At 67.4% G+C, this 18,306-nt stretch carries 22 protein-coding genes, 1 tRNA gene and 1 pseudogene; 11 read left to right on the forward strand and 13 right to left on the reverse strand.

The features are described 5' to 3' along the window. Nucleotides 1–698: 698 nt before the first annotated feature. From OHA68_RS14615 to OHA68_RS14630, 4 genes are all read right to left on the reverse strand, one after another. Nucleotides 699–1,352, reverse strand: a complete 654-nt coding sequence (locus tag OHA68_RS14615) for an SAM-dependent methyltransferase (protein WP_327108116.1) — start codon at nt 1,350–1,352, stop codon at nt 699–701. A 109-nt stretch (nt 1,353–1,461) separates the two neighbouring features. Next, nucleotides 1,462–1,689 carry a hypothetical protein gene (locus OHA68_RS14620; RefSeq protein ID WP_327108117.1) on the reverse strand — a complete coding sequence of 76 codons (228 nt, stop codon included), beginning with the start codon at nt 1,687–1,689 and terminating at the stop codon, nt 1,462–1,464. Next, nucleotides 1,686–2,138 carry an FAD-dependent oxidoreductase gene (locus tag OHA68_RS14625; protein ID WP_327108118.1) on the reverse strand — a complete coding sequence of 151 codons (453 nt, stop codon included), beginning with the start codon at nt 2,136–2,138 and terminating at the stop codon, nt 1,686–1,688. Before OHA68_RS14625 ends, OHA68_RS14620 begins: the two co-directional genes overlap by 4 nt. A gap of 136 nt (nt 2,139–2,274) precedes the next feature. Further along, on the reverse strand, nt 2,275–2,880 hold the full coding sequence (locus OHA68_RS14630; protein WP_327108119.1) for a hypothetical protein: 606 nt from the start codon (nt 2,878–2,880) through the stop codon (nt 2,275–2,277). Nucleotides 2,881–3,173: 293 nt separating this feature from the next. Between OHA68_RS14630 and OHA68_RS14635 the strand changes: the two genes are divergently transcribed. Beyond that, a complete protein-coding gene (locus OHA68_RS14635) occupies nt 3,174–3,947 on the forward strand; it encodes a transposase family protein (RefSeq protein ID WP_327106819.1) in 774 nt (257 codons plus the stop codon). On the opposite strand, the gene OHA68_RS14640 is transcribed toward OHA68_RS14635, so the two are convergent. Further along, a complete protein-coding gene (locus OHA68_RS14640) occupies nt 3,917–4,072 on the reverse strand; it encodes a hypothetical protein (protein WP_327108120.1) in 156 nt (51 codons plus the stop codon). The two genes, OHA68_RS14635 and OHA68_RS14640, sit on opposite strands and share 31 nt — an antisense overlap. Before the next feature lie 702 nt (nt 4,073–4,774). On the opposite strand from OHA68_RS14640, the pseudogene OHA68_RS14645 reads away from it, so the two are divergent. Together OHA68_RS14645 and OHA68_RS14650 are read left to right on the forward strand one after the other, a co-directional pair. Further along, nucleotides 4,775–5,292: pseudogene (locus OHA68_RS14645) on the forward strand (transposase family protein); the annotation flags it as partial. Nucleotides 5,293–5,304: 12 nt separating this feature from the next. Next, nucleotides 5,305–5,487, forward strand: a complete 183-nt coding sequence (locus tag OHA68_RS14650; RefSeq protein ID WP_407674497.1) for a tyrosine-type recombinase/integrase — start codon at nt 5,305–5,307, stop codon at nt 5,485–5,487. 509 nt (nt 5,488–5,996) lie between these two features. On the opposite strand, the gene OHA68_RS14655 is transcribed toward OHA68_RS14650, so the two are convergent. Both OHA68_RS14655 and OHA68_RS14660 read right to left on the reverse strand, forming a co-directional pair. Then, nucleotides 5,997–6,085, reverse strand: a tRNA-Ser gene (locus tag OHA68_RS14655). A gap of 161 nt (nt 6,086–6,246) precedes the next feature. Beyond that, nucleotides 6,247–6,807, reverse strand: a complete 561-nt coding sequence (locus OHA68_RS14660) for a YceI family protein (protein WP_189137354.1) — start codon at nt 6,805–6,807, stop codon at nt 6,247–6,249. 108 nt (nt 6,808–6,915) lie between these two features. Here OHA68_RS14660 and OHA68_RS14665 point away from each other — a divergent pair, with 108 nt between their 5' ends. Further along, nucleotides 6,916–7,404, forward strand: a complete 489-nt coding sequence (locus tag OHA68_RS14665) for a MarR family winged helix-turn-helix transcriptional regulator (RefSeq protein ID WP_327108121.1) — start codon at nt 6,916–6,918, stop codon at nt 7,402–7,404. Here the strand turns inward: OHA68_RS14665 and OHA68_RS14670 are convergent. After that, on the reverse strand, nt 7,361–7,867 hold the full coding sequence (locus OHA68_RS14670; RefSeq protein ID WP_327108122.1) for a SigE family RNA polymerase sigma factor: 507 nt from the start codon (nt 7,865–7,867) through the stop codon (nt 7,361–7,363). The genes OHA68_RS14665 and OHA68_RS14670 overlap by 44 nt on opposite strands. A gap of 219 nt (nt 7,868–8,086) precedes the next feature. Here OHA68_RS14670 and OHA68_RS14675 point away from each other — a divergent pair, with 219 nt between their 5' ends. Beyond that, nucleotides 8,087–9,019 (forward strand): hypothetical protein, encoded by a 933-nt coding sequence (locus tag OHA68_RS14675; protein WP_327108123.1) that lies wholly within the window; start codon nt 8,087–8,089, stop codon nt 9,017–9,019. Nucleotides 9,020–9,024: 5 nt separating this feature from the next. After that, complete coding sequence (locus OHA68_RS14680; RefSeq protein WP_327108124.1) at nt 9,025–9,819, forward strand: MauE/DoxX family redox-associated membrane protein; 795 nt, start codon at nt 9,025–9,027, stop codon at nt 9,817–9,819. Between the two features lie 115 nt (nt 9,820–9,934). On the opposite strand, the gene OHA68_RS14685 is transcribed toward OHA68_RS14680, so the two are convergent. Beyond that, nucleotides 9,935–11,116: an ATP-binding protein gene (locus OHA68_RS14685; RefSeq protein ID WP_327108125.1), complete on the reverse strand. Its 1,182-nt coding sequence runs from the start codon at nt 11,114–11,116 to the stop codon at nt 9,935–9,937. A 234-nt stretch (nt 11,117–11,350) separates the two neighbouring features. Here OHA68_RS14685 and OHA68_RS14690 point away from each other — a divergent pair, with 234 nt between their 5' ends. The 5 genes from OHA68_RS14690 to OHA68_RS14710 are packed head-to-tail and all read left to right on the forward strand — an operon-like array spanning nt 11,351 to nt 15,406. Then, entirely contained in the window at nt 11,351–11,821 is a 471-nt protein-coding gene (locus tag OHA68_RS14690; RefSeq protein WP_327108126.1) for a SigE family RNA polymerase sigma factor, read from the forward strand. Then, entirely contained in the window at nt 11,818–13,053 is a 1,236-nt protein-coding gene (locus tag OHA68_RS14695; protein WP_327108127.1) for a TolB family protein, read from the forward strand. The genes OHA68_RS14690 and OHA68_RS14695 overlap by 4 nt, the downstream gene beginning before the upstream one ends. A gap of 11 nt (nt 13,054–13,064) precedes the next feature. Next, nucleotides 13,065–13,526 (forward strand): MaoC family dehydratase, encoded by a 462-nt coding sequence (locus OHA68_RS14700; RefSeq protein ID WP_189137349.1) that lies wholly within the window; start codon nt 13,065–13,067, stop codon nt 13,524–13,526. A 54-nt stretch (nt 13,527–13,580) separates the two neighbouring features. After that, nucleotides 13,581–14,066, forward strand: a complete 486-nt coding sequence (locus tag OHA68_RS14705) for a SigE family RNA polymerase sigma factor (protein WP_327108129.1) — start codon at nt 13,581–13,583, stop codon at nt 14,064–14,066. Next, nucleotides 14,063–15,406 (forward strand): hypothetical protein, encoded by a 1,344-nt coding sequence (locus OHA68_RS14710; protein WP_327108130.1) that lies wholly within the window; start codon nt 14,063–14,065, stop codon nt 15,404–15,406. The genes OHA68_RS14705 and OHA68_RS14710 overlap by 4 nt, the downstream gene beginning before the upstream one ends. Here the strand turns inward: OHA68_RS14710 and OHA68_RS14715 are convergent. Genes OHA68_RS14715 through OHA68_RS14730 form a run of 4 tightly spaced genes read right to left on the reverse strand, consistent with a single transcriptional unit; the run spans nt 15,390 to nt 18,227 of the window. Continuing rightward, nucleotides 15,390–15,647 (reverse strand): hypothetical protein, encoded by a 258-nt coding sequence (locus OHA68_RS14715; protein WP_327108131.1) that lies wholly within the window; start codon nt 15,645–15,647, stop codon nt 15,390–15,392. The two genes, OHA68_RS14710 and OHA68_RS14715, sit on opposite strands and share 17 nt — an antisense overlap. Next, nucleotides 15,644–17,197: a radical SAM protein gene (locus OHA68_RS14720; RefSeq protein WP_327108132.1), complete on the reverse strand. Its 1,554-nt coding sequence runs from the start codon at nt 17,195–17,197 to the stop codon at nt 15,644–15,646. The genes OHA68_RS14715 and OHA68_RS14720 overlap by 4 nt, the downstream gene beginning before the upstream one ends. Beyond that, nucleotides 17,194–17,928 carry a prolipoprotein diacylglyceryl transferase gene (locus OHA68_RS14725; protein WP_189137344.1) on the reverse strand — a complete coding sequence of 245 codons (735 nt, stop codon included), beginning with the start codon at nt 17,926–17,928 and terminating at the stop codon, nt 17,194–17,196. Before OHA68_RS14725 ends, OHA68_RS14720 begins: the two co-directional genes overlap by 4 nt. 2 nt (nt 17,929–17,930) lie before the next feature. Beyond that, complete coding sequence (locus OHA68_RS14730) at nt 17,931–18,227, reverse strand: hypothetical protein (protein ID WP_327108133.1); 297 nt, start codon at nt 18,225–18,227, stop codon at nt 17,931–17,933. Nucleotides 18,228–18,306 lie beyond the last annotated feature (79 nt).

Here is an 18,306-nt window from a genome sequence, read left to right on the forward strand (position 1 = left end):
TTGCAGCGATGATCGAGGTGATGTGTGCACGCGTGATTCCGATCGGGGAGAAGGAGGGCTGTTCCTCCCTATCTGATCTTGTACGCCGATGTCCAGGAAAATATCTGCCTTTGATCCTCAAAGCGGCAGCTTTCATAGATCGTGCGTGGCAGGAAACATCTGGATCAGAATGAACGGGCCGAACAACAGGACCACCGAGAGCAGCCAATAGGGCAATACGGGCAATCGTGAAAGTGCCCGGACTACGAGATTGACCACCGCCCACGAGGCGATGAAGAGTCCTACGCCGCCAAGCAGAATCAGGTGAGGCAGGATTCCATCGTTGTCAGTGGGATCCCGTTCCGTCAGGCCCAGAGCGGCCAGCGGGTAGTTGGCGAGGAAGTACCAGACGACGACCAGCGGAAGAGGCGCAAGGCAACCGAACAGGGCGTTGACGGCAATCGGCGCCAGCCACGCGATTCGCTTCGGGGGGGGGGATGGTATCGGCGATATCCTTTCTATAGCAGCGCACGATGGCAGGCGTGCGTCTTGGACGCGTCACGATCATCATCGCGGGCGGTGCCCGGCGTTCGAGACGTCCGCGTGCATGACGCCCGACACTCCTCATCGAGCAGGGCATGAACATGCCGCGCCGACGCCGCAGCTCCTATAGTCGCGGTCCTATCGAGGTCAGCACACAGCCGGCGCGTTCCAGGGTCTCAGGACGTACGCCGGGCGAACAGCGTGGAGTCGTGTACGTCCACCGTGACTCCATCACGGATCATCGTCCGCGGCCGCTGCTCGGCCGCCAGGACTTCGAAGTCGTTCGGCAGGCCGGGCAGCAGCTCCTCGGCGAGGAACATCGCCTTGCGATGGCTCTCCGTCAGGCGGGTGAACACCTCGGACGGCGCGTGGCCGACGACGAGCAGATGCCCGCCGGGCGCGACGGCCTCGGCCAGCCGACGGGTCAGGTCCACCATCCCGCCGTCCGGCAGGTGCAGGAAGTGGCTGGTGACCAGGTCGTACGTCCGGCCGTCCGCAACGAAGGCTCTGGCGTCGACCTGCCACCAGTCGATGCGGCCGGCGACTCCGGCCTGCTCGGCGTGCCGGGCGGCGCGGGCCAGGCCGTTGGCGGAGAAGTCGGCCCCGGTGACGGTCCAGCCCTGCTCGGCCAGCCAGATCACGTCCCCGCCCTCGCCACAGCCGACGTCGAGTGCCGTGCCCGGCGTCAGCCCGGTCACCTCGGCGACGAGCTGCGCATTGGGATTGCCGCTGAAGACCGTCTCCGGCCCGGAGTAACGCTCGTCCCAACTCGGCGGTTCGAACATGGCGGCAGCCTCATCCTCGGTGAGCCGGTGGTCGTGTCCACTCATCAGGTGGTCCTTTCCGATGCTGTGCCGCAGTGGCCATCAAGCCGCAGGACGCGTCGTCGTCCCCGCGCACAAGCATCCTGAACCCTTCCGCCGATGACAATTCTTCTTGCTACTTCGGCAAACCGAGCACCCGTTCGGCGACCTCCCGCTCCAGCTCAGGGGTGAACGGGTGCAGCGCGACCGCCTCGCGCACGTCCTCGTAGACAAGGTCGATGTTGATCATCGCACCGGTCTGCCCGCCCTGCGCGGCCGCGTCGATCGCCTGCGCCCGGTGCCCCCGTACGTTCCCCGCCACCCACACGTCGATGACCTCCACCCCGGTGACCCGGCCGGTCACCACGGCGATCCCGCGCGCCGCGAGCTCGGCACGAGCGGTGTCATCCAGTTCGACGGCATCGTTACGTCCCGGCCCCAACGCTCGGAGAGACCAGGGATGGCGGGCAGTTCGTCGACGACACCCGTGGCGACGAGCACCCTTCTGGCCTCCACAGCCGCCCCGTCAGCGAGCGTGACCCGTAGCGTCGCGGCGTCGACCCGGTCGACGGCCACCACGGTGCCGCTGCGAACGCTGCCACCGTACTGCTCGACCTCGGTACGGCCGATCTCCAGCAACTCCGACGGCGCGATGCCCTCGCGCCCGAGGTAGCTGTTCACCTGCGCGGCGCGTGCGTTGCGCGGCGCCCCCGCATCGACCACGAGCACATCCCGCCGAGCCCGCCCCAGAGTCACCGCCGCACCCAAACCGGCCGGCCCACCACCAACGATCACCACGTCGTAGCTGTTCATGCCGCGATGCTGACCCACCAGGCGAAACCCTGTCTCCAGAAGATGCCGAAACAGCAAGACCAAGGGCCGGGGGAGCCGGCGGTTTCCCGATCACCCGCAGCTGAGCGGTCATCGCCGCAATGGTCGGGAGCATGTCTCAGAGCAGCAGCATTGGTGGTCTCAAGGGGTCCCAATCAATGGTGACGAGTCCGCCATAACGCTTGGCCAGCCTGCGGCGTAAGCCTTGGCTGAATGCGTTCGTTTCGACGACGACCCGGTTGAGCTCCGGTTCGATCTGCATCCCCAAGACCTCGGGTTCGTCGATCGGCCTGCCGTGTTCCCTGTCCTCCGTCAAAGTGGTCAGCTCCGCTTGGCTGTTCCTCACCAGTTGGACCTGGGGCACGATCCGGTACGGAATGGGTTTCCCGTATGACCAGTCCACTCCTGAGATCGGAGGAGAAGCCAGCTCTTGTCCTCGGGGCGTCACGTAAGGGGCGACGAGCCGGTACGGCGCGTACAGGAGGTAGGGCGGGGCGAGATCGTGCGGGTAGATCTCGGCCCGCCGCTGAGCAGCTTGTAGAGCCTGATAGAAAGGCCCGATGCTCACGGCCGACCGGGGTGCTGGCGACCTCAGTTCGTAGTACACCTCCACCGCGTCATCTGCCGCCGGTTGCACGATCACTCGCCATCCGCCCGGCAGAGACACAGGCACCGCCGTTACAGCGTAGACAGCGAACAGCGCCAAGATCGCCTTCAGCCGCATGCGGGAAGAGTGTAAGGCAAGGTCAGGCGCAGTACATCAGGCCCGGCATCCAAGGCGTCCTTGCACGTGACCCCCGCTGCCCGCTCTCACGCTTCTCCGGTCTTTCGAGTGGCTGCGAGCGCGTACGAAAGGGCGATTCCGAGACACACGGACAGTGAACCTTTTCCAGGTTCCGCGGCGAGTGCCCTGGTCGCAGGATGATTGCGATGTCGTGATTCGGCCGGTGACAGCAAGAAGCTCCTGGTAGACGGGTTGATCACCACAATCCACACCGTCGCCACCAGGAGCTTCAGGTGCTTTTCTATCGTGCCGCCGTCGATTTGTCGCATCAGACGCTGAACTACGTGGCCGGGGTGATCCGCAGGCACCGTAAGACGATGAGGTCGATCTGGCGGCGGCTCAATCCCGGTCGGCAGGCCCTGCTGGTGCTGGTCTACCTGCGCAAGGGCGAGACCTACGCCGAGCTCGGTGCCGGCTTCGGGGTATCGACGACAACCGCGTGGCGATACGTGGAGGAGACGGTGGCGCTGCTGTCGGCCCGCTCGCCCAAGCTCGGCCAAGCACTGCGCAAGGCCCGGCAGGACGGGCTGCACTACCTGGTGCTGGACGGCACCCTGATCTGCACCGACCGGATCAAGGCCGACCGGCCGTACTTCTCCGGCAAGCACCGTGTGCATGGCATGAACGTGCAGGTCATTGCCTCACCGGATGGGACGATCCTGTGGACCTCGGGTGCCCTGCCCGGCAAGGCCCACGATCTGACCGCCGCCCGCATCTGGGGCATTCTGCGTGCGCTGAAGCAAGCCGGGATCATCACCCTGGCGGACAAGGCGTATCAGGGAGCCGAGGGCCCGGTGCTCACCCCGTACAAGGGCAAGGGCAAGCCCGAGTCCCAGAAGCAGGCCAATCGCGCCCATGCCAAGCTCCGCGGACCCGGCGAGCGTGCGAACGCCCAGCTGAAGAGCTGGAAGATCCTCCGAAAGCTCCGCTGCAGCCCGTCAAAGGCGGGCCACCTCTGCAAGGCCATCGCCGTCCTTCAAAACCATCGCGTCGCCCAAGCCGCGTGAGCCTGAAATAGGTTCAGTGCAATGCCGAGAAGGAGGTTGTGCTGCGTGACACCCAGCCCCATGCCGAGCGCGATGCCAGGCCACACGCCGATCTTCCAGTTGGGCGGGTTCTTGCTGTTCGTCATGCTTCGATCTTCGTACGCAGACTGGGTGGCAGCGTAGACATCGCACTCACGAGTCCGGCATGACAGCTGTCACAAATCGACGCCCAAGCGATCGGGCGGGCGCGGCGTAGCCTTGCTCGGCGCGGCCCGGTTTCACTCCGTCCGCATATGTCCGCGAAGTGTCCTGCTATCGCCCTGTTCCGCTGATTCTTCCTATGAGAGTTTGAGTCAGGAACGAAGTCGGAAGCTCCAAAATCAAAGGAGAGCAGTAAATGATCCGGAGCAGGTCCCGAAGCACGAAAGTAATATGCGCCCTGGGAGCGTCCCTGACGCTTCTCGCTACAGGAGTTGGCAGTGCCGCTCCAGCCGCGGCACAAACTTCGCCTACGTCAATATCTCTCGCCCCGGCCTGCCGGAACGATGGACCGCCTTCTGGCTATGCCTATTACACTCATTATCTCGAGCCCATATCATGCACGAAATGCAGCTCAGCGGGCGCATTTCATGAAGCCTCGGGCAGATATAAGGCCTGGTGCAAGGCGTTCTACTGGCCGGACGATGGAAAGCTTGCAGGGTACGACCTCTTTCTCAAATGCCTCGCCTGTAGGGGCGCTGCCACACCTGCAACTGCATCTGAACGGTCACTGACTGGAAACGCCCTGCACCCGCGTATGACGATGACGTGATCTGAATGGATCGCCGGTAGGTACTGTATGCCCACTCATCGGCGCGCTGAAGTACGTCGCCGGGGTGATCCGCCGGTACCGCAAGGCGATCGGGTCGGCCTGGCGGCTGCTCACCCCGGGGCAGCAAGCGTTGCTGGTGCTGGTCTACCTGCGCAAGGGTGAGACGTTCAGCGAGCTCGGGGCCGGGTTCGGGGTCTCGACGGCGACCGCGTGGCGGTATGTGGAGGAGACGGTCGCACTGCTGTCGGCCCGCTCACCGAAGCTCGGCCAGGCGCTGCGCAAGGCCAAGCGGGACGGGCTGCACTACCTGGTGCTGGACGGCACGCTGATCCACATTGACCGGATCGCCGCCGACCGGCCCTACTTCTCCGGCAAGCACCGCGTTTCTCCGGTAAGCACCGCGTGCATGGGATGAACGTCCAGGTCATCGCCTCACCGGACGGGACGATCCTGTGAACCTCCGGAGCGCTGCCCGGCAAGGCGCACGACCTGAGTGCCGCCCGGATCTGGGGCATCCTGCGCGGGTGGAAGTCCATCCTCAAGCAGGCCGGCGTACGAGACGCCAGGGTGCACGACGCACGGCACACCGCCGCGACCCTGTTGATAGAGCAGGGCGTCCACATCCGTGTGGTTCAGGAGGTCCTCGGCCACACGCGGGTGACCACGACGGAGCGCTACACCCACGTGGCGACTCTCCAGATGAGGGACGCCAGCGACCGCATGGACGCGGCCCTGTGGGGCTCCGCCTGAGGGCAACTGCAACTCAAACTGCAACCCTGATGCCTCAGGAACGACAAAGGCCCTCGACCCGACGAGCGGGCGAGGGCCTTTCATGTGCGGAGGATCACGCGTGGCCGATGAACGAGGGCCGCGCGATGTGGGCGGAACTGGTGGCGGGCAGGCTGATATAGCGCACAGGTGGCCCTGACAAGTTGGCCAGCAGTCATGCGGACAACAAGTGCCTGGAGCGCAGTCCATCCTCAGGCAGGCCGGCGTACGAGATGCCAGGGCGTCATGACGCGCGGCACACCGCCGCGACCCTGTCGGTAGAGCAGAGTGTCCACAGCTGAATGGTTCAAGAGGTTCGCGGGTCACCCTCGAAGGGACCACGACGCAGCACTACACCGCGCGGCGACTCTCCAGAGGGGGGACGCCAGCGACCGCGCTGTGAGGCTCAGTCTGAGGGGCAACTGCAACCCTGATCCCTCAGGAACGACAAAGGCCCTCGACCCGACGAACGGGCGAGGGCCTTCAACCTGCGGAGGATCGGGGATTTGAACCCCGGATGGTGTTGCCACCAAACCGCATTAGCAGTGCGGCGCCATAGACCTGACTAGGCGAATCCTCCCGGTAGCCACGCGGCTCAGGACAGCGTACCGGCCTTCTGGCAACGCAGCAAAGCGGTTGGCAGGCGCGTCTCCCTCAACAGTTGTCCACAGCCTGTGCATAAGCGGCTGTGGACAACGCCCGCTCCTGCTGGGAGCGGGCTTGAGGCTGTGGATAACCAGCTTAGGCGGGGTTCGCCTCGCCCTCGATCTCAATCTTGATCTTCTTGCCCACCAGGACGCCGCCGGTCTCCAGGGCCTGGTTCCAGGTGAGGCCGAAGTCCTCGCGGTCGATCTCGGTGGTGATCGAGAAGCCCCAGACGACGCCGCCCCACGGGTTGGTGCCGACGCCACCGTGCTCGACGGTGAGCTCGACTTCCTTGGTGGTCTCGCGGATCGTGAGGTCGCCGACGACGGTGAACTCGTCGCCCGAGTGGCTGGTGACGCGGCCGTTCCGGAAGGTGATCTCCGGGAACTTCTCCGCGGACAGGAAGTCGTCGCTGCGCAGGTGGCCGTCACGGTCGGGGGCCTGCGTGTTGATGCTCTCGGTCTTGATGGTGAGCTCGGCCGTCGACTCAAGCGGGTTCTCGGCGACCGTGACCGAGCCGGCGAAGTCGGTGAAGTCGCCACGTACCTTGCTGACCATCATGTGCTTGACCGTGAAGCCGACCCGGGTGTGGGCGACGTCGATCGTGTAGGTGCCTGCGGCGGGGATGGTCAGGCCGTTCCAGGTGGTGGTGCTCATAGTGGGGTCCTCCGAGGAAGAAGAAGCTTGCGGTGCGGATGTTTGCTACAACGAATGTCTACACGAGGAATATTCCGCACGTCAACTAACGTCGGTTAGAGTGTGAACGTGACGCACATTGACGACCCCCGGCTCACGGCCATGGGCCTCCTGGCGGAGGTCCATGCCGGAGTGACGGCCCGGATGCAGCCCGTTTTCGGCGCGGCCGGACTGTCAGAGATCGATTTCGAGACGTTGATCAGGCTCGGACGCTCGCCACAGCAGCGGCTCCGGATGACCGATCTATCAGCCCAGACGGGCCTGTCCACCAGTGGCGTGACGCGAGTCGTCGACCGATTGGAACGTGACGGTCTGGTCCGCAGGAAGGGCTGCGACACCGATCGGCGGGCCTCATACGCCACCCTCACCGACGCCGGGCGGGACAAGCTCCAGGAGGTGCTGCCACGGCACCTCGCGGACATAGACGACATCTTGACCGGGATGCTCGACTCGGCGGAGCTGGAGTCGTTCCTCGCCACTCTCCGTAAGATCAGGGACGTCGTACGGCCCTGCGCTACGGCGGGGGTGAGCGGCGGGGAATGCCCAGTTCAGACCTGAGCTTGGCCATCGCCCGCGACACCGTGCTCTTCACCGTGCCGACGCTGATCCCCAGAGTGCGCGCGATCTCCGGCTCGGTCATGTCCTCGTAGTAACGCAGCACGATCGCGGCGCGCATCCGCTCAGGCAGCCGCTGCAACGCCTGTTCGAGGCGTTCCTGCATGTCGCAGGGGGTTTCCACCACGCCCGCGACCTCGGGCAGCTCGTCGGAGGGATACTCCTCCAGCTTGCGCCGGCGCCACTGGGAGATGTTGATGTTGACCATCGCCCGCCGCACATACCCGTCGAGCGCGCCCCGGTCCTGAATGCGATCCCACGCCAGGAATGTACGGGTCAGCGCGTTCTGCAGGAGATCCTCCGCGTCCAGCGGATGACCGGTGAGCTGCTTGGCGGCGCGCAGCAGTGCAGGCCCGCGCGCCTGTACGTACGCACGGAACTCCTCGTCGAAGCCGGTGGTCTGCATCGTGGCCAGAATCGCAGCCGGATGCCCTGTTCTGACTGAACCGCAATTCAGGATTCGGCCCGCCGACGATAAAGGTAGGTCAAGGTTGGTGGCGGTTTGTACGTCGCCGGATGTCATCTCCTTCCCTGGGGGATGCGTATTTTGCTCTCTTCTGTGCCGTACGGCGCGAGCCCCTTCGGAGTCGTGTGACCCTAGTACCCGGGACGAGGGGAGGAGCCGATGAGCCATCCGAGCGTCGAGCATCGCCGGGTGCTCGCGGCAGCGGTGCTGGGCCGGGAGTCGGCCGCCCCGAGCACGGGGGCCGAGGACGGCGAGCCGCTGCGCGCGGTCACAGGGGAGATCCGCGACATCAGCCCTCATTTGATCGTGGTCGAGACCCCTGAGGGCGGCGAGGAGCGGTTGATCATCGCGCCGTGGGCGACCGCCTGGCACGGCGGCGACACCCCGCCCGGAGATCTTCCCGTCGGGGCCCGCGTGACGATGCGAGCGCTGCGCGACGGCCGGGTGGTGGAGCGAATCTGGGCTGACACCATCCGCCTGACCGGGACGATCGTGTCGATCGACGGCCGTAAGGACATCACGGTCAAGCTCGACTGCGGCCCGCATCGCGGCCGGCGGACGGCCATCATCCCCTACCGCGCCAGCGGTCGCCTGCGGGTGCGCCATCCGCAGTTCGAGCCGGGCTACCTCTTCGATGCGATCGGCGTGCGGAAGGACGGCGTGTCCCTGGCGCTGCTCCCGGCGACCTCGCAGCCGTCGCACCCCGCACCCCCGCCCCCCTACACCGGGACGCAACCGAACATCTCCGGCACCATTACCTGGTCCGACATCTTCGACGCCGAGGAGCGGGGCGCCGCCTACCCGATGGTGGAGCCCTCCGACGCCGCCTGCCCCGATGCGGGCATGTCGTGCGCGGGCCTGCCGTACCTTGCCATCGGGTCACTGCTTCACGTGCGGAACGTGTGCGCGAGCCGGTCGGCGAGCATGCCGATCGTGGCGTGCGGCTGCGTGGCGGGCCGCTTCTGCGACCGATGCGTCCAGTGCGGCACCTCGCCGCGCGGCCGGATCGCGGAGCTCGCCCCCGCCTCCTTCGTGGAGCTGGGCGGCGAGCTGATCGACGGGTGTTTCAACGCGCAGATCGGATGGGGGTGACGCACGTGCTGGCATCACAACTGCCGGTCCTGATCGTCCTGCTGAGCCTGGGGACGGTCGCCAAGATCGCTGTCATACGGACGGGCTCGGCGGCCGGGACGCTGGCCCAGATGGGCCCCGCGGTCCTGGTGCCCGATCGCTTCCGGCGGGCGGCGCTGATCTGCTGCGCGGTGGCGGAGGCCGGGCTGGCCGCCGGGCTGCTGGTCACCGCCCAGCCGCTCTTCCGATGGGCCACGATGGCTTTTTGCGCCATGTCCACGTACGTCCTCCTCGAGCTGCGCAGGCGGCGGCCCGATGCCGGCTGCGGGTGCTTCGGCGAGGTCAGCTCGGCGCCGGTCGGGTGGCGGTCGATAGGCCGGACCGTCGTGCTGACCGGTATGGCGGGGATGTCGGCGTGGGCCGAGGGGCCGGGCTGGCTGGCCTTCGTGCATCCGTCCTGGGAATATCTGCTCGCCGGCGTGGTCGTGCTCGCGCTGCTGTCGCCGGAGATCGAGACGCTGGCCGAGCGCGCCCGCTATCGAGCCCCCTGCGAGCAGCGCCGCAGCCCGGCCGAGAGCGTCACGCTGACACGGCTCAGGTCGAGTGAGGCCTGGCAGGCCCACGAGGCGCACCTGGCCACGGCCGAGCCGTACGACAGCTGGCGTGAGTTGTGCTGGCGCTTCTTCGCCTTCCGCAACCACGACGAGCACGACGTGGTCTTCGCCGTCTCGCTGGCCGGGCGGCGGCCGACGGTGCGGGTCGCGGTGGTCGGCTCGGAGGACAGCAAGCCTCTGCCGGTGTATAAGCCCGTATCGGTGTGACGCTAGAGCGGGCTAGACATCCCTCGACGGGTCTCTCGACGGGCATGACGATATAGCTCTATTGGGCTATCTAGCTTCCCCACTAGACAGCCCAATAGAGATCTAGGGGTGCCGCTCAGACCGGTTGGGCACGCAGGAACCTCCCGAAGTGCGGCACGGTGAACGCGATCAGGCCGCGCTCGGCACTGTAGATCAGCCCCTTCTTGATGAGGCTGTCGCGGGCGGGGGACAGGCTGGACGGCTTGCGCCCCAGCGCCTCCGCCACCTCGGCCGTGGGGACCGGCTCGTCGCCGATCTCCGCCATGGCGTGCATGTAGTCGCGCTCGGCGGGGGTGGCGCGCTCGTAGCGGCTGCCGAAGAAGCCCACGGCGAGCTCCTCCTCGGCCTCGGGGGCCGACACCTTGACGTCGTCGAGGGTGATCGGGGTGCGCGGCGCCAGGTCCCAGGCGACCTTGCCATAGGCCTGGACGAAGTAGGGGTAGCCGTCGGCGGCGTCATAGAGGGCGTCGAGCGCCTCCTGGGTGAACTCGACCTCCTCTTCGCGCGCCGGCAGGATCAGCGCCAGATCGGCCGCCTCACGGTCGAGCTTGTCGATGCGCGCGTAGCGGAAGAGCCGCTCGGAATAGCTCTTGCTGGCCGACAGCACACTCGGCAGATGCGGCAGCCCGGCGCCGACCACGATCAGCGGGCCACCCGACTGGGACAGCTCGTGGCAGGCGGCGCAGAGCGCCGAGACATCGGCGGCCTGCACGTCCTGCATCTCGTCGATGAACAGGGCGATGCCGACGCCGAGATCGGTCGCCACGGCCGAGGCGTCGACGAACAACTCGGTGAGGTCGATCTCCAGGTCGCCGGAGTCGGCCCGGCCCCGGCTGGCGGGCACCTCGATCCCGGGGGACCAGTGCGAGGTGCCCTTGGCCGCGGCCGGATCGCGCATGGCGAACGCCTTGAGCACGCCGAGGAACTCCTCGATGCGCTCCGGCGCGCGATGCCGGGGGGCCAGCTCGCGGATCGCCATGTGCAGGGCGGCGGCGACGGGACGGCGGATCGACTGGTCGGGCCGGGCCTCGATCTTGCCCGTGCCCCACAGCCGCTGGATCGCCATGGACTTGAAGGTGTTGAGCAGGACGGTCTTGCCGACGCCGCGCAGGCCGGTGATGACCATGCTGCGCTCGGGACGGCCGCGGGCCACCCGCTCCAGCACGACCTCGAACTGCTGCAGCTCGCGATCGCGCCCGGCGAGCTCCGGCGGACGCTGACCGGCTCCGGGGGCATAGGGATTGCGCACAGGGTCCACGCTCTCGGACTCTATTGCCGGATATAGCGGCCGTCTTAGATTCGGGAAGAAAGGCCTACGGCGTGTCCGGGCAGGGGCGAGCGCGAGCGCCGTCATCGAACACACCCCCTCCCATCAGGCCGAACCCTTGTTCGAGTCGAGTACCTAAGACTGTAGCGCGCACTCGAACACCTGCGCGATGTTTTCGAGTAAAGAAGTTTGCAACGCAGGTCCCTGTTCAAACGTCTGGGTGGTGTGGAGTTCGAGGATTTCGTCCGCGCCAGGGGGCCTGCCCTGCTCAGGTACGGCTACGTGCTCTCCGGCAACCCCGATGACGCCGCCGACCTGGTGCAGGAGGCGTTGCTCAAGCTGGGCGACACCTGGAGGAGGGTGCGCAATAAGGACAATCCCGAGGCGTACGTACGCACGATCATGGCTCGCCAGCACATCAGCTGGTGGCGGAGGAGGCGTCGGGAGCACTTGACGGATGAAGTGCCCGAGGGCTCCTACACCGACCGCCACGCGACCGGCGAGCTCTGGAGAGAGCTGGCCTCGCTGCCGAGGAAACAGCGCACCGTGCTGGTGCTGCGCTATTTCGAAGACCTGCCGGACCAGGAGATCGCCGACATCCTTGGTATCTCCTGCGGAACGGTGAGAAGCCAGGCATTCCGCGCGCTCCAAACGCTGCGGGTCAGACCTGCGATGCTCGAAAGGAGACGGGCATGAGGACTGAGAACGACCTGATCGCCGCGCTGCGTGAGGGGGCGGATGATGCCCCGATGCCCGACCTGATCGCGGGCGTGGCACGGCTCAGGCGGCGGCGCGGCAGGAGACGTACCCACCTTCTCGCCGCTGCGGCGGTGATCGCGGTGGCGAGCACGAGCACGGCGGTCACCCTCAGGGGCGGCGAGGTCGCTCCCGCGCATCCCGCCGTGACCACGTCCGCGAGCGTCGCGCCGCCGTCCGGCGGCCCGATCGCGCCGGCTCCGGCGAAGATCTCGACGGTCCGCGCCGCCGACATCTGGCCCGAGGCGCTGTTCACGATGCCGGCGAAGAACGCCGATGGCTGGCGCTACCGGCCGATCACTGCGCTCAGCGCCACCGAGGTGCTGCTCAGCGCGGAGTCGTCGTTCGAACGGGCAGGGAGATTCGAGATTTACGACAGCAGCTCCGGCAAATCCAGAGTAGTAACGGCAGCACCGAAGAATCCGGATCTGAAGGGGTACATCACGCAGACCGCGACCGTCGACGGGCGGAACATGGCCTGGTTCTCCTTCGGCCAGCAGGCTGATGGGACGCCGGTGCGCGACATCTGGACGGTGCCGCTGGCAGGCGGGCAGGCCAGGCTCGTCACCACCCGCACCGGCGCCGACGCCTCCATCGACGCGATCGCGATCAACGGCGACAGAGTCAGCTGGTCGCTGGTGGAGGGTGGCGTCTGGGAGGCGCCCCTGACGGGAGGAGCTCCACGCCGGTTGCCAGGCAGCGACGGACTGCACCTGATCAGGTGGCCGTGGGCCGGCGACGTGGGCTCCGCCCCTGGCGACATGGAACGCGGCCAGACCAAGGTCGTGGACCTGACGAACGGCGTCGTCTCCGAAGTGGCCGCCCAGGAAGATGTGACGGGCTTGCGGTGCGCCCCGTTCTGGTGCGTCGGCCGCGCCAGGAGTGGCGGTCTCGTGCAGCGCATCGACGGGACGGGCAGCCTGCGAACACGAAAGCTCGTCCATATCGGACCCTTGACGCCGTATCCCATCCTGGACCGGTTCCTGTGGACAGGCAGCAGTGTGTACGACATGCGGACCGGCAGGCTGGCGACCATCGACAACCCCAGCACCTGGTATGGCTCCGGAACGTCCTCCGAACCCAGCACGATCCTCTACTGGGGAGCCAGCAAGGGGGACAACCCGGACAAATTCCGGGTGCTGAACTTGGCAGCCGTGCCGCCCGCGCAATAGCGTTCGACCTCATGCGGACCTTCGCGAACGTACAAGAACTCAAGGCGAGCGTCGGCGAGAAGTTCGGCCCGACGGAGTGGCGCACGATCACCCAGGAGCAGGTCAACCTCTTCGCCGACGCCACCGACGATCACCAGTGGATCCACGTCGACGTGGAGCGCGCCAAGGAGGGGCCGTTCGGCGGGACGATCGCGCACGGCTATCTGAGCCTGTCGCTGCTTCCGGCGTTCATGTTCGAGCTCATCCGGGTCGAGGGCATCGCGATGGGCGTCAACTTCGGCCTGAACAAGGTCCGCTTCCCCCGGCCGGTGCCGGTCGGCGTCCGGGTCAGGGCCACCGCGGAACTGTCCGACGTCAAGGGCACCCCCGCCGGCTACCTGTCCAACCTGAAGATGACGATCGAGATCGAGGGCGAGCGGCGTCCCGCCTGCGTCGCCGAGACCCTCAGCCTGTACGTCCCCGCTCCCGAATAACTCCTCTTTCGTCTCTCATGCAACACAAGGGCGCGCTCGACAGTCCCTGGGTTCGTGGACCAAACAGCTGAAACGGCTGACTTCGACGAGTTCATCCGAACCCGGGGCGACGCGCTCCTCCGGTACGGCTACGTGCTGGCGGGCAACTCCGAGGATGCGGCCGATCTCGTCCAGGAGGCGCTGGCCCGCCTCGGAGACGCCTGGCCTCGCGTACGCAAGAAGGACAGCCCCGAGGGCTATGTGCGCACGATCATGGTCAGGCTGCACATCAACGCGTGGCGACGGCGGCGCCGGGAGGACCTGGTGGCCGCCGTGCCGGAGAGCGGCCGTGTCGACCAGTACGGCGACGCCGACCTGTGGGCCGAGCTCCAGGAACTGCCGCGCAAGATGCGGGCCGTGCTCGTGCTGCGCTACTACGAGGACCTGCCCGACGCGGAGATCGCCCGGATCCTCGGCGTCTCGCGCGGGACCGTACGCAGTCAGGCCGCCCGTGCCCTGGACAAGCTCCGGATTAAGCGAGTGCTGCAGGAGGCGCGATGAGAAGCGAAGAAGACCTGATCAGGACCCTGCGCACCGCCGCCGACCAGGCCGCGCAGCCGCCTGCGGCGCCCGGCTCGCTGCCGCCCGGCTCGCTGTCGCACGCGGTCGCCGCGCGTCGCCGCGCCCGGCGGTTCCGGCAGCGGGCGCAGGTGGCGCTGGCCGCCGCCGCGGTGGTGATCGTGGCGGGAGGTACGGCGGCTGTCCTGTCCTACGGGGGCGGGCAGGCGCAGCCGGCCGTCACCGTGGAGAACCCCACGGTGGACGAGCCGCGTCTGCAGGTGAAGCCCGCGGCCGAGGTGTGGCCCGGGGCCGTCGTCAAGATGCCCGCCAAGGCCGCCGATGGCTGGAAATATCGCCCGGTGACCGGCATCAGCCCGACCGAGGTGCTGGTGACCGCCGAGTCGTCCTTCGAGAAGCCGGGACGCCTGGAGGTGTACGACACCTCGACCGGGACCGCGCGCGTGGTGGGCGAGATGCCCGCACCCGAAGGGGTGAAGGGCTACTTCTCCCAGGCTGTCGAAGTGGGGGAGAAGTACTACGCCTGGTACGGCGAAACGCCGAACAACAGCGATAAATGGGCAGATTTCTGGATCATGCCAAGAGAGGGCGGTACGGCCCGGCAGGTAGGGGAGGTCACCGGCGACCTGTCCCGAGTGGAACGCATCGGCGTCACCGACGATCACCTCGTCTGGTCCGTGCGCCAGGGCGGCGTCTACCGCATCCCGCTGGCCGGCGGCGCTCCCGAGAAGATCGACGGCACCGACGGCCTCCACCTGACCTCCTGGCCCCTGGCGGCCGGCTACGCGCCCGGCAAGAGCGGGGAGAAGAACCAGAACCGCGTCGTCAACCTGGAGACCGGCCAGTCGACGGCCGTCGAGGCGCCGCCCGGCACCACGCGACTGACCTGCCTCACCGACTGGTGCTTCGGCGCGCAGCGCGACCGCACCATCGTGCAACGGATCGACGGATCCGGCCAAGAGTTGCTGCCCGAAGGGGTGGGGTTCTTCAGCAACAAGCTCCTCGGCGAGCGGTTCGCGGTCGTCTCGCTCCGTGCCGGTGGTGACCCGGCCGAGAGCTACATCCCGGTGCAAACGATCTACGACCCCACGTCAGGCAAGATCGGCGGCGTCCACAGGAGATCGGCGGAGGGCTCGACCAGTTACGGCTTCGGCACCTCCTCCTCGCCCACCACGATCATGTACTGGGACGAGGACAAGGAGGCGCATCGGGAATGCCGGACGACTTCCCCCTCGGGGGATACGTTCTGCGAGATCAAGGAGAGCGGCGGCGGCAAGGAGTTCACGGTGCTCAACACGCTGGCCATCACATCAGGGAGTTGACGATCGCGGCCGCCGCCACCAGCGTGAGCAGCCCCAGATAGCCCAGCACGAGCCGGGTGTCCCGCAGCACGCACTTGCTCCGGGTCAACCCGGCTCGCCGCGCCTTCCAGTAACCCGCGAACCCCAGCCCCGCGAACCCCAGCAACGCCCACGGCCCCAGCAGCCAGGCCAGCAGCGCGATCGTCGCGTACACACACAACCGCAGCGGATCGTACGGCTCCGCCTTCTGCTCGGTGGTCACGTGATCACCTCCAGCGGAAGCCGTACCCGAGACTCCGACGCCACCGCGGACAGCCGCTGGGCCGACAGTTGCGGCCACGCCTGCACCGCGCAGAACGGCGCGCACTGATCCTGAGCGGCCCGCGTGCCGACGTGCACGCAGCACTGCGTCAGCCGCTCCTCGATCATTGTCGAGATGTCCATGAACGGCTTGACCGTGATCCGCACCACCCGCTCACCGAGCATCCTGCGCAGCTTCTTACGCCTGCCGGGCAGCGCCGACGAGGCCAGCGTGAGCAGGGTGGACACGCCGAGGTCGCAGTTCTCGCAGATGTTGCGCCACAGGTCGCCCACCTGCGGGTGCGACAGCGACGACTGCTCCGACAACAGCCCGAGCAGCGACTCCTGTACGGCCAGCCGCAGCTCGCGGGGGATCTCGGTGTCGGCGATCCGGTTGGCGACCAGGCCCAGGTTCTCCTTGAGCCGGTCGTGGCCGATCAACGCCACCAGCGAGCGCCACTGCTCGGCGTCGTCGCGGATGAGGTAGCCGACCGAGCAGCAGTGCGGGTGCGAGCACGGCAACGCCGTCAGGTCACGCCAGGTCACCAGGCCGTTGGTCTGCGGGCCGAGCCGCTTGAGCACGCCGGTGTGCGTCAGCCGGTCCATCGCGTCGATCGCGCCGGACCTGCCCGAGCCGAACTGCGGCTGCAACGACACCCCGCCGATGAACGGCGTGTCGAGGGCGAGCCGTACGACGTCGCCGATCTCGCCGTCGTTCACGCCCAGGGCGGCGGTCATCACCAGCGTGGTGAAGATCTCCCGCTCCGACAGCCGTTGTACGGCCTGCTCCTTGAGTCTTCGCAGGTCACCGCCCCGGTGGTGCCGCGACGCCTCGGCCGAGGAGCCGTCGTACTGCAGGTAGACCTCGACCCGCTCGCGGTGCTCGGTGAGCAGGTCGAGCAGGGAGTCGTCCCTGGCGATCAGGACGCCGTTGGTGTTGATCAGGATGCGGGTGATGGGCCGCTCGTGCAGCTCGGCGAGGAGCGTCTTCAGCTCGGGGTGCAGGGTCGGCTCGCCGCCGCTCAGCATCAGCACATCCAGCCGGCCGTTCTCCCTGGCCAGGCGCTGGTCGATGTTGGCGAGCACCTCACGGACCGGGACGATGCCGCTCAGGTCGGGCGAGCTGCCGGCGAAGCAGGTGGGGCAGCGCAGGTTGCACGCCTCGGCGATGTCCTCCAGGAGAATGCAGGTGTGCTGGGTCTGCATCTCGGGCAGCCCGTCGAGGTAGGCCGCCGGAACCGGCGCGAAGTTCCCCGAAATATCCGGCAGGTGCTCCTTGGTGGGAGCGGTCCATTCTTCGAGGTACGCGAGAATCTCCGGATCCTCGTCGTAGAGCGTGCGCACCAGCCCGTGCTTGCGGCACCCGCGCTCCAGCCACACCTTGCCGTCCCTGGCCGCCAGATAGCCGCTCAGCCGCTCCACCTGGTCGAGGTCCTGGCCATGGCAGTGCGGGCAGAACGCGTTGACGTAGCGGAGAATGCGGTCACCCCGCAGTCCCATTCCTGAGCTCATGTCATGACCTTTCGCTGGAAAAGTGGATCGTAGTGGCCGCGTCGCCAGCCGTACGCCACCCGCAACCCGAGCAGCAGCAGGCCCGGAACGAGGAAACACTGCGGGCCGGTGAGCTCCAGCCACAGAATCTCGTTCGCCCGGGTGAACTCCACCAGGAACCGGAAGGTGGCGTATCCCGCCAGATAGAGCGTGAACAACTCACCCGGCACGGTAAGCCGCTTACGTGCCCAGACCAGGGCGGCGAACGCGGCCAGATGGAAGACGATCTCGTAGATGAACGACGGATGCATCGCCTGCCCGGCCAGGCAGCCGGGGCACTCCGGCGTGGATGCCGGTGCGTGCACGCCCCACGGCAGCAGCGTGGGTCGTCCCGGCGCTTCGGTCAGATGGCAGCCGATCCGGCCCACCGCCATGCCGAGCGCCACCGCCGGGGCGAACAGGTCGCCGGTGCGCTCCCGGTAGCCGATGATCTTCTTGGCGATCAGGACGCCGACGTACGCGCCGGTCAGGCCGCCGAGGATGCTGCGGGAGCCGTACATCCACAGGTCCGCCAGGCTCAGCGTCTCCAGCCAGCCGGCCAGTCGCATGCCGATCGCACCGCCGACCAGCGCTCCGGTGACGGCGACCAGCGACTGCTCGTTCAGCGCGCCCCGGCGGCGGGCCTCACGGACGAACACCACCGAGGCGACGAGCACCCCCAGGCCGACGAAGATTTCGTGAAGGGGGAGCATGGTCAGCCGTACAGGCCCGGGTTGATGCCGGTGCAGAAGCCGGCCGTCGTGATCGACCACAGCGCCCAGCCGATCATGAGCCCGAGGCCCATGCCGGTCGCCCAGGGCTTACGGACGAACAGCAGCCCGACCCCGGCGACCAGGCCGACGACCACCAGGATCACGGCCCCGACCGCGACCAAGACGGAGGCGCTGGGGCCGCCGCTGGTGGAGTTGCCCTGGCTCAGGGCGGCGAAGAAGATGAAGAACCCCAGCACGGTGTTCACGACGCTGTAGATGCCGACACCGGCGAAGGCCATCCCGACGACCACACCTGTGGAGTTGCTGGAGGGCGGGGGCGGGGGCGGCGGCCCCCACTGCGGCCCTTGCCCGTAGGGA

The sequence above is a fragment of the Nonomuraea glycinis genome, assembly GCF_035920485.1.
Lineage (GTDB): Bacteria > Actinomycetota > Actinomycetes > Streptosporangiales > Streptosporangiaceae > Nonomuraea > Nonomuraea glycinis.

Bases quoted from the DNA above. Each gene is read 5' to 3' on its own strand.
- OHA68_RS14615 (WP_327108116.1), bottom strand. From the start codon at position 1,352: ATGAGTGGACACGACCACCGGCTCACCGAGGATGAGGCTGCCGCCATG.
- OHA68_RS14625 (WP_327108118.1), bottom strand. From the start codon at position 2,138: ATGAACAGCTACGACGTGGTGATCGTTGGTGGTGGGCCGGCCGGTTTG.
- OHA68_RS14630 (WP_327108119.1), bottom strand. From the start codon at position 2,880: ATGCGGCTGAAGGCGATCTTGGCGCTGTTCGCTGTCTACGCTGTAACG.
- OHA68_RS14640 (WP_327108120.1), bottom strand. From the start codon at position 4,072: ATGACGAACAGCAAGAACCCGCCCAACTGGAAGATCGGCGTGTGGCCT.
- OHA68_RS14660 (WP_189137354.1), bottom strand. From the start codon at position 6,807: ATGAGCACCACCACCTGGAACGGCCTGACCATCCCCGCCGCAGGCACC.
- OHA68_RS14670 (WP_327108122.1), bottom strand. From the start codon at position 7,867: ATGCAGACCACCGGCTTCGACGAGGAGTTCCGTGCGTACGTACAGGCG.
- OHA68_RS14675 (WP_327108123.1), top strand. From the start codon at position 8,087: ATGAGCCATCCGAGCGTCGAGCATCGCCGGGTGCTCGCGGCAGCGGTG.
- OHA68_RS14695 (WP_327108127.1), top strand. From the start codon at position 11,818: ATGAGGACTGAGAACGACCTGATCGCCGCGCTGCGTGAGGGGGCGGAT.
- OHA68_RS14700 (WP_189137349.1), top strand. From the start codon at position 13,065: ATGCGGACCTTCGCGAACGTACAAGAACTCAAGGCGAGCGTCGGCGAG.
- OHA68_RS14710 (WP_327108130.1), top strand. From the start codon at position 14,063: ATGAGAAGCGAAGAAGACCTGATCAGGACCCTGCGCACCGCCGCCGAC.
- OHA68_RS14720 (WP_327108132.1), bottom strand. From the start codon at position 17,197: ATGAGCTCAGGAATGGGACTGCGGGGTGACCGCATTCTCCGCTACGTC.
- OHA68_RS14725 (WP_189137344.1), bottom strand. From the start codon at position 17,928: ATGCTCCCCCTTCACGAAATCTTCGTCGGCCTGGGGGTGCTCGTCGCC.
- OHA68_RS14730 (WP_327108133.1), bottom strand. From the start codon at position 18,227: ATGGCCTTCGCCGGTGTCGGCATCTACAGCGTCGTGAACACCGTGCTG.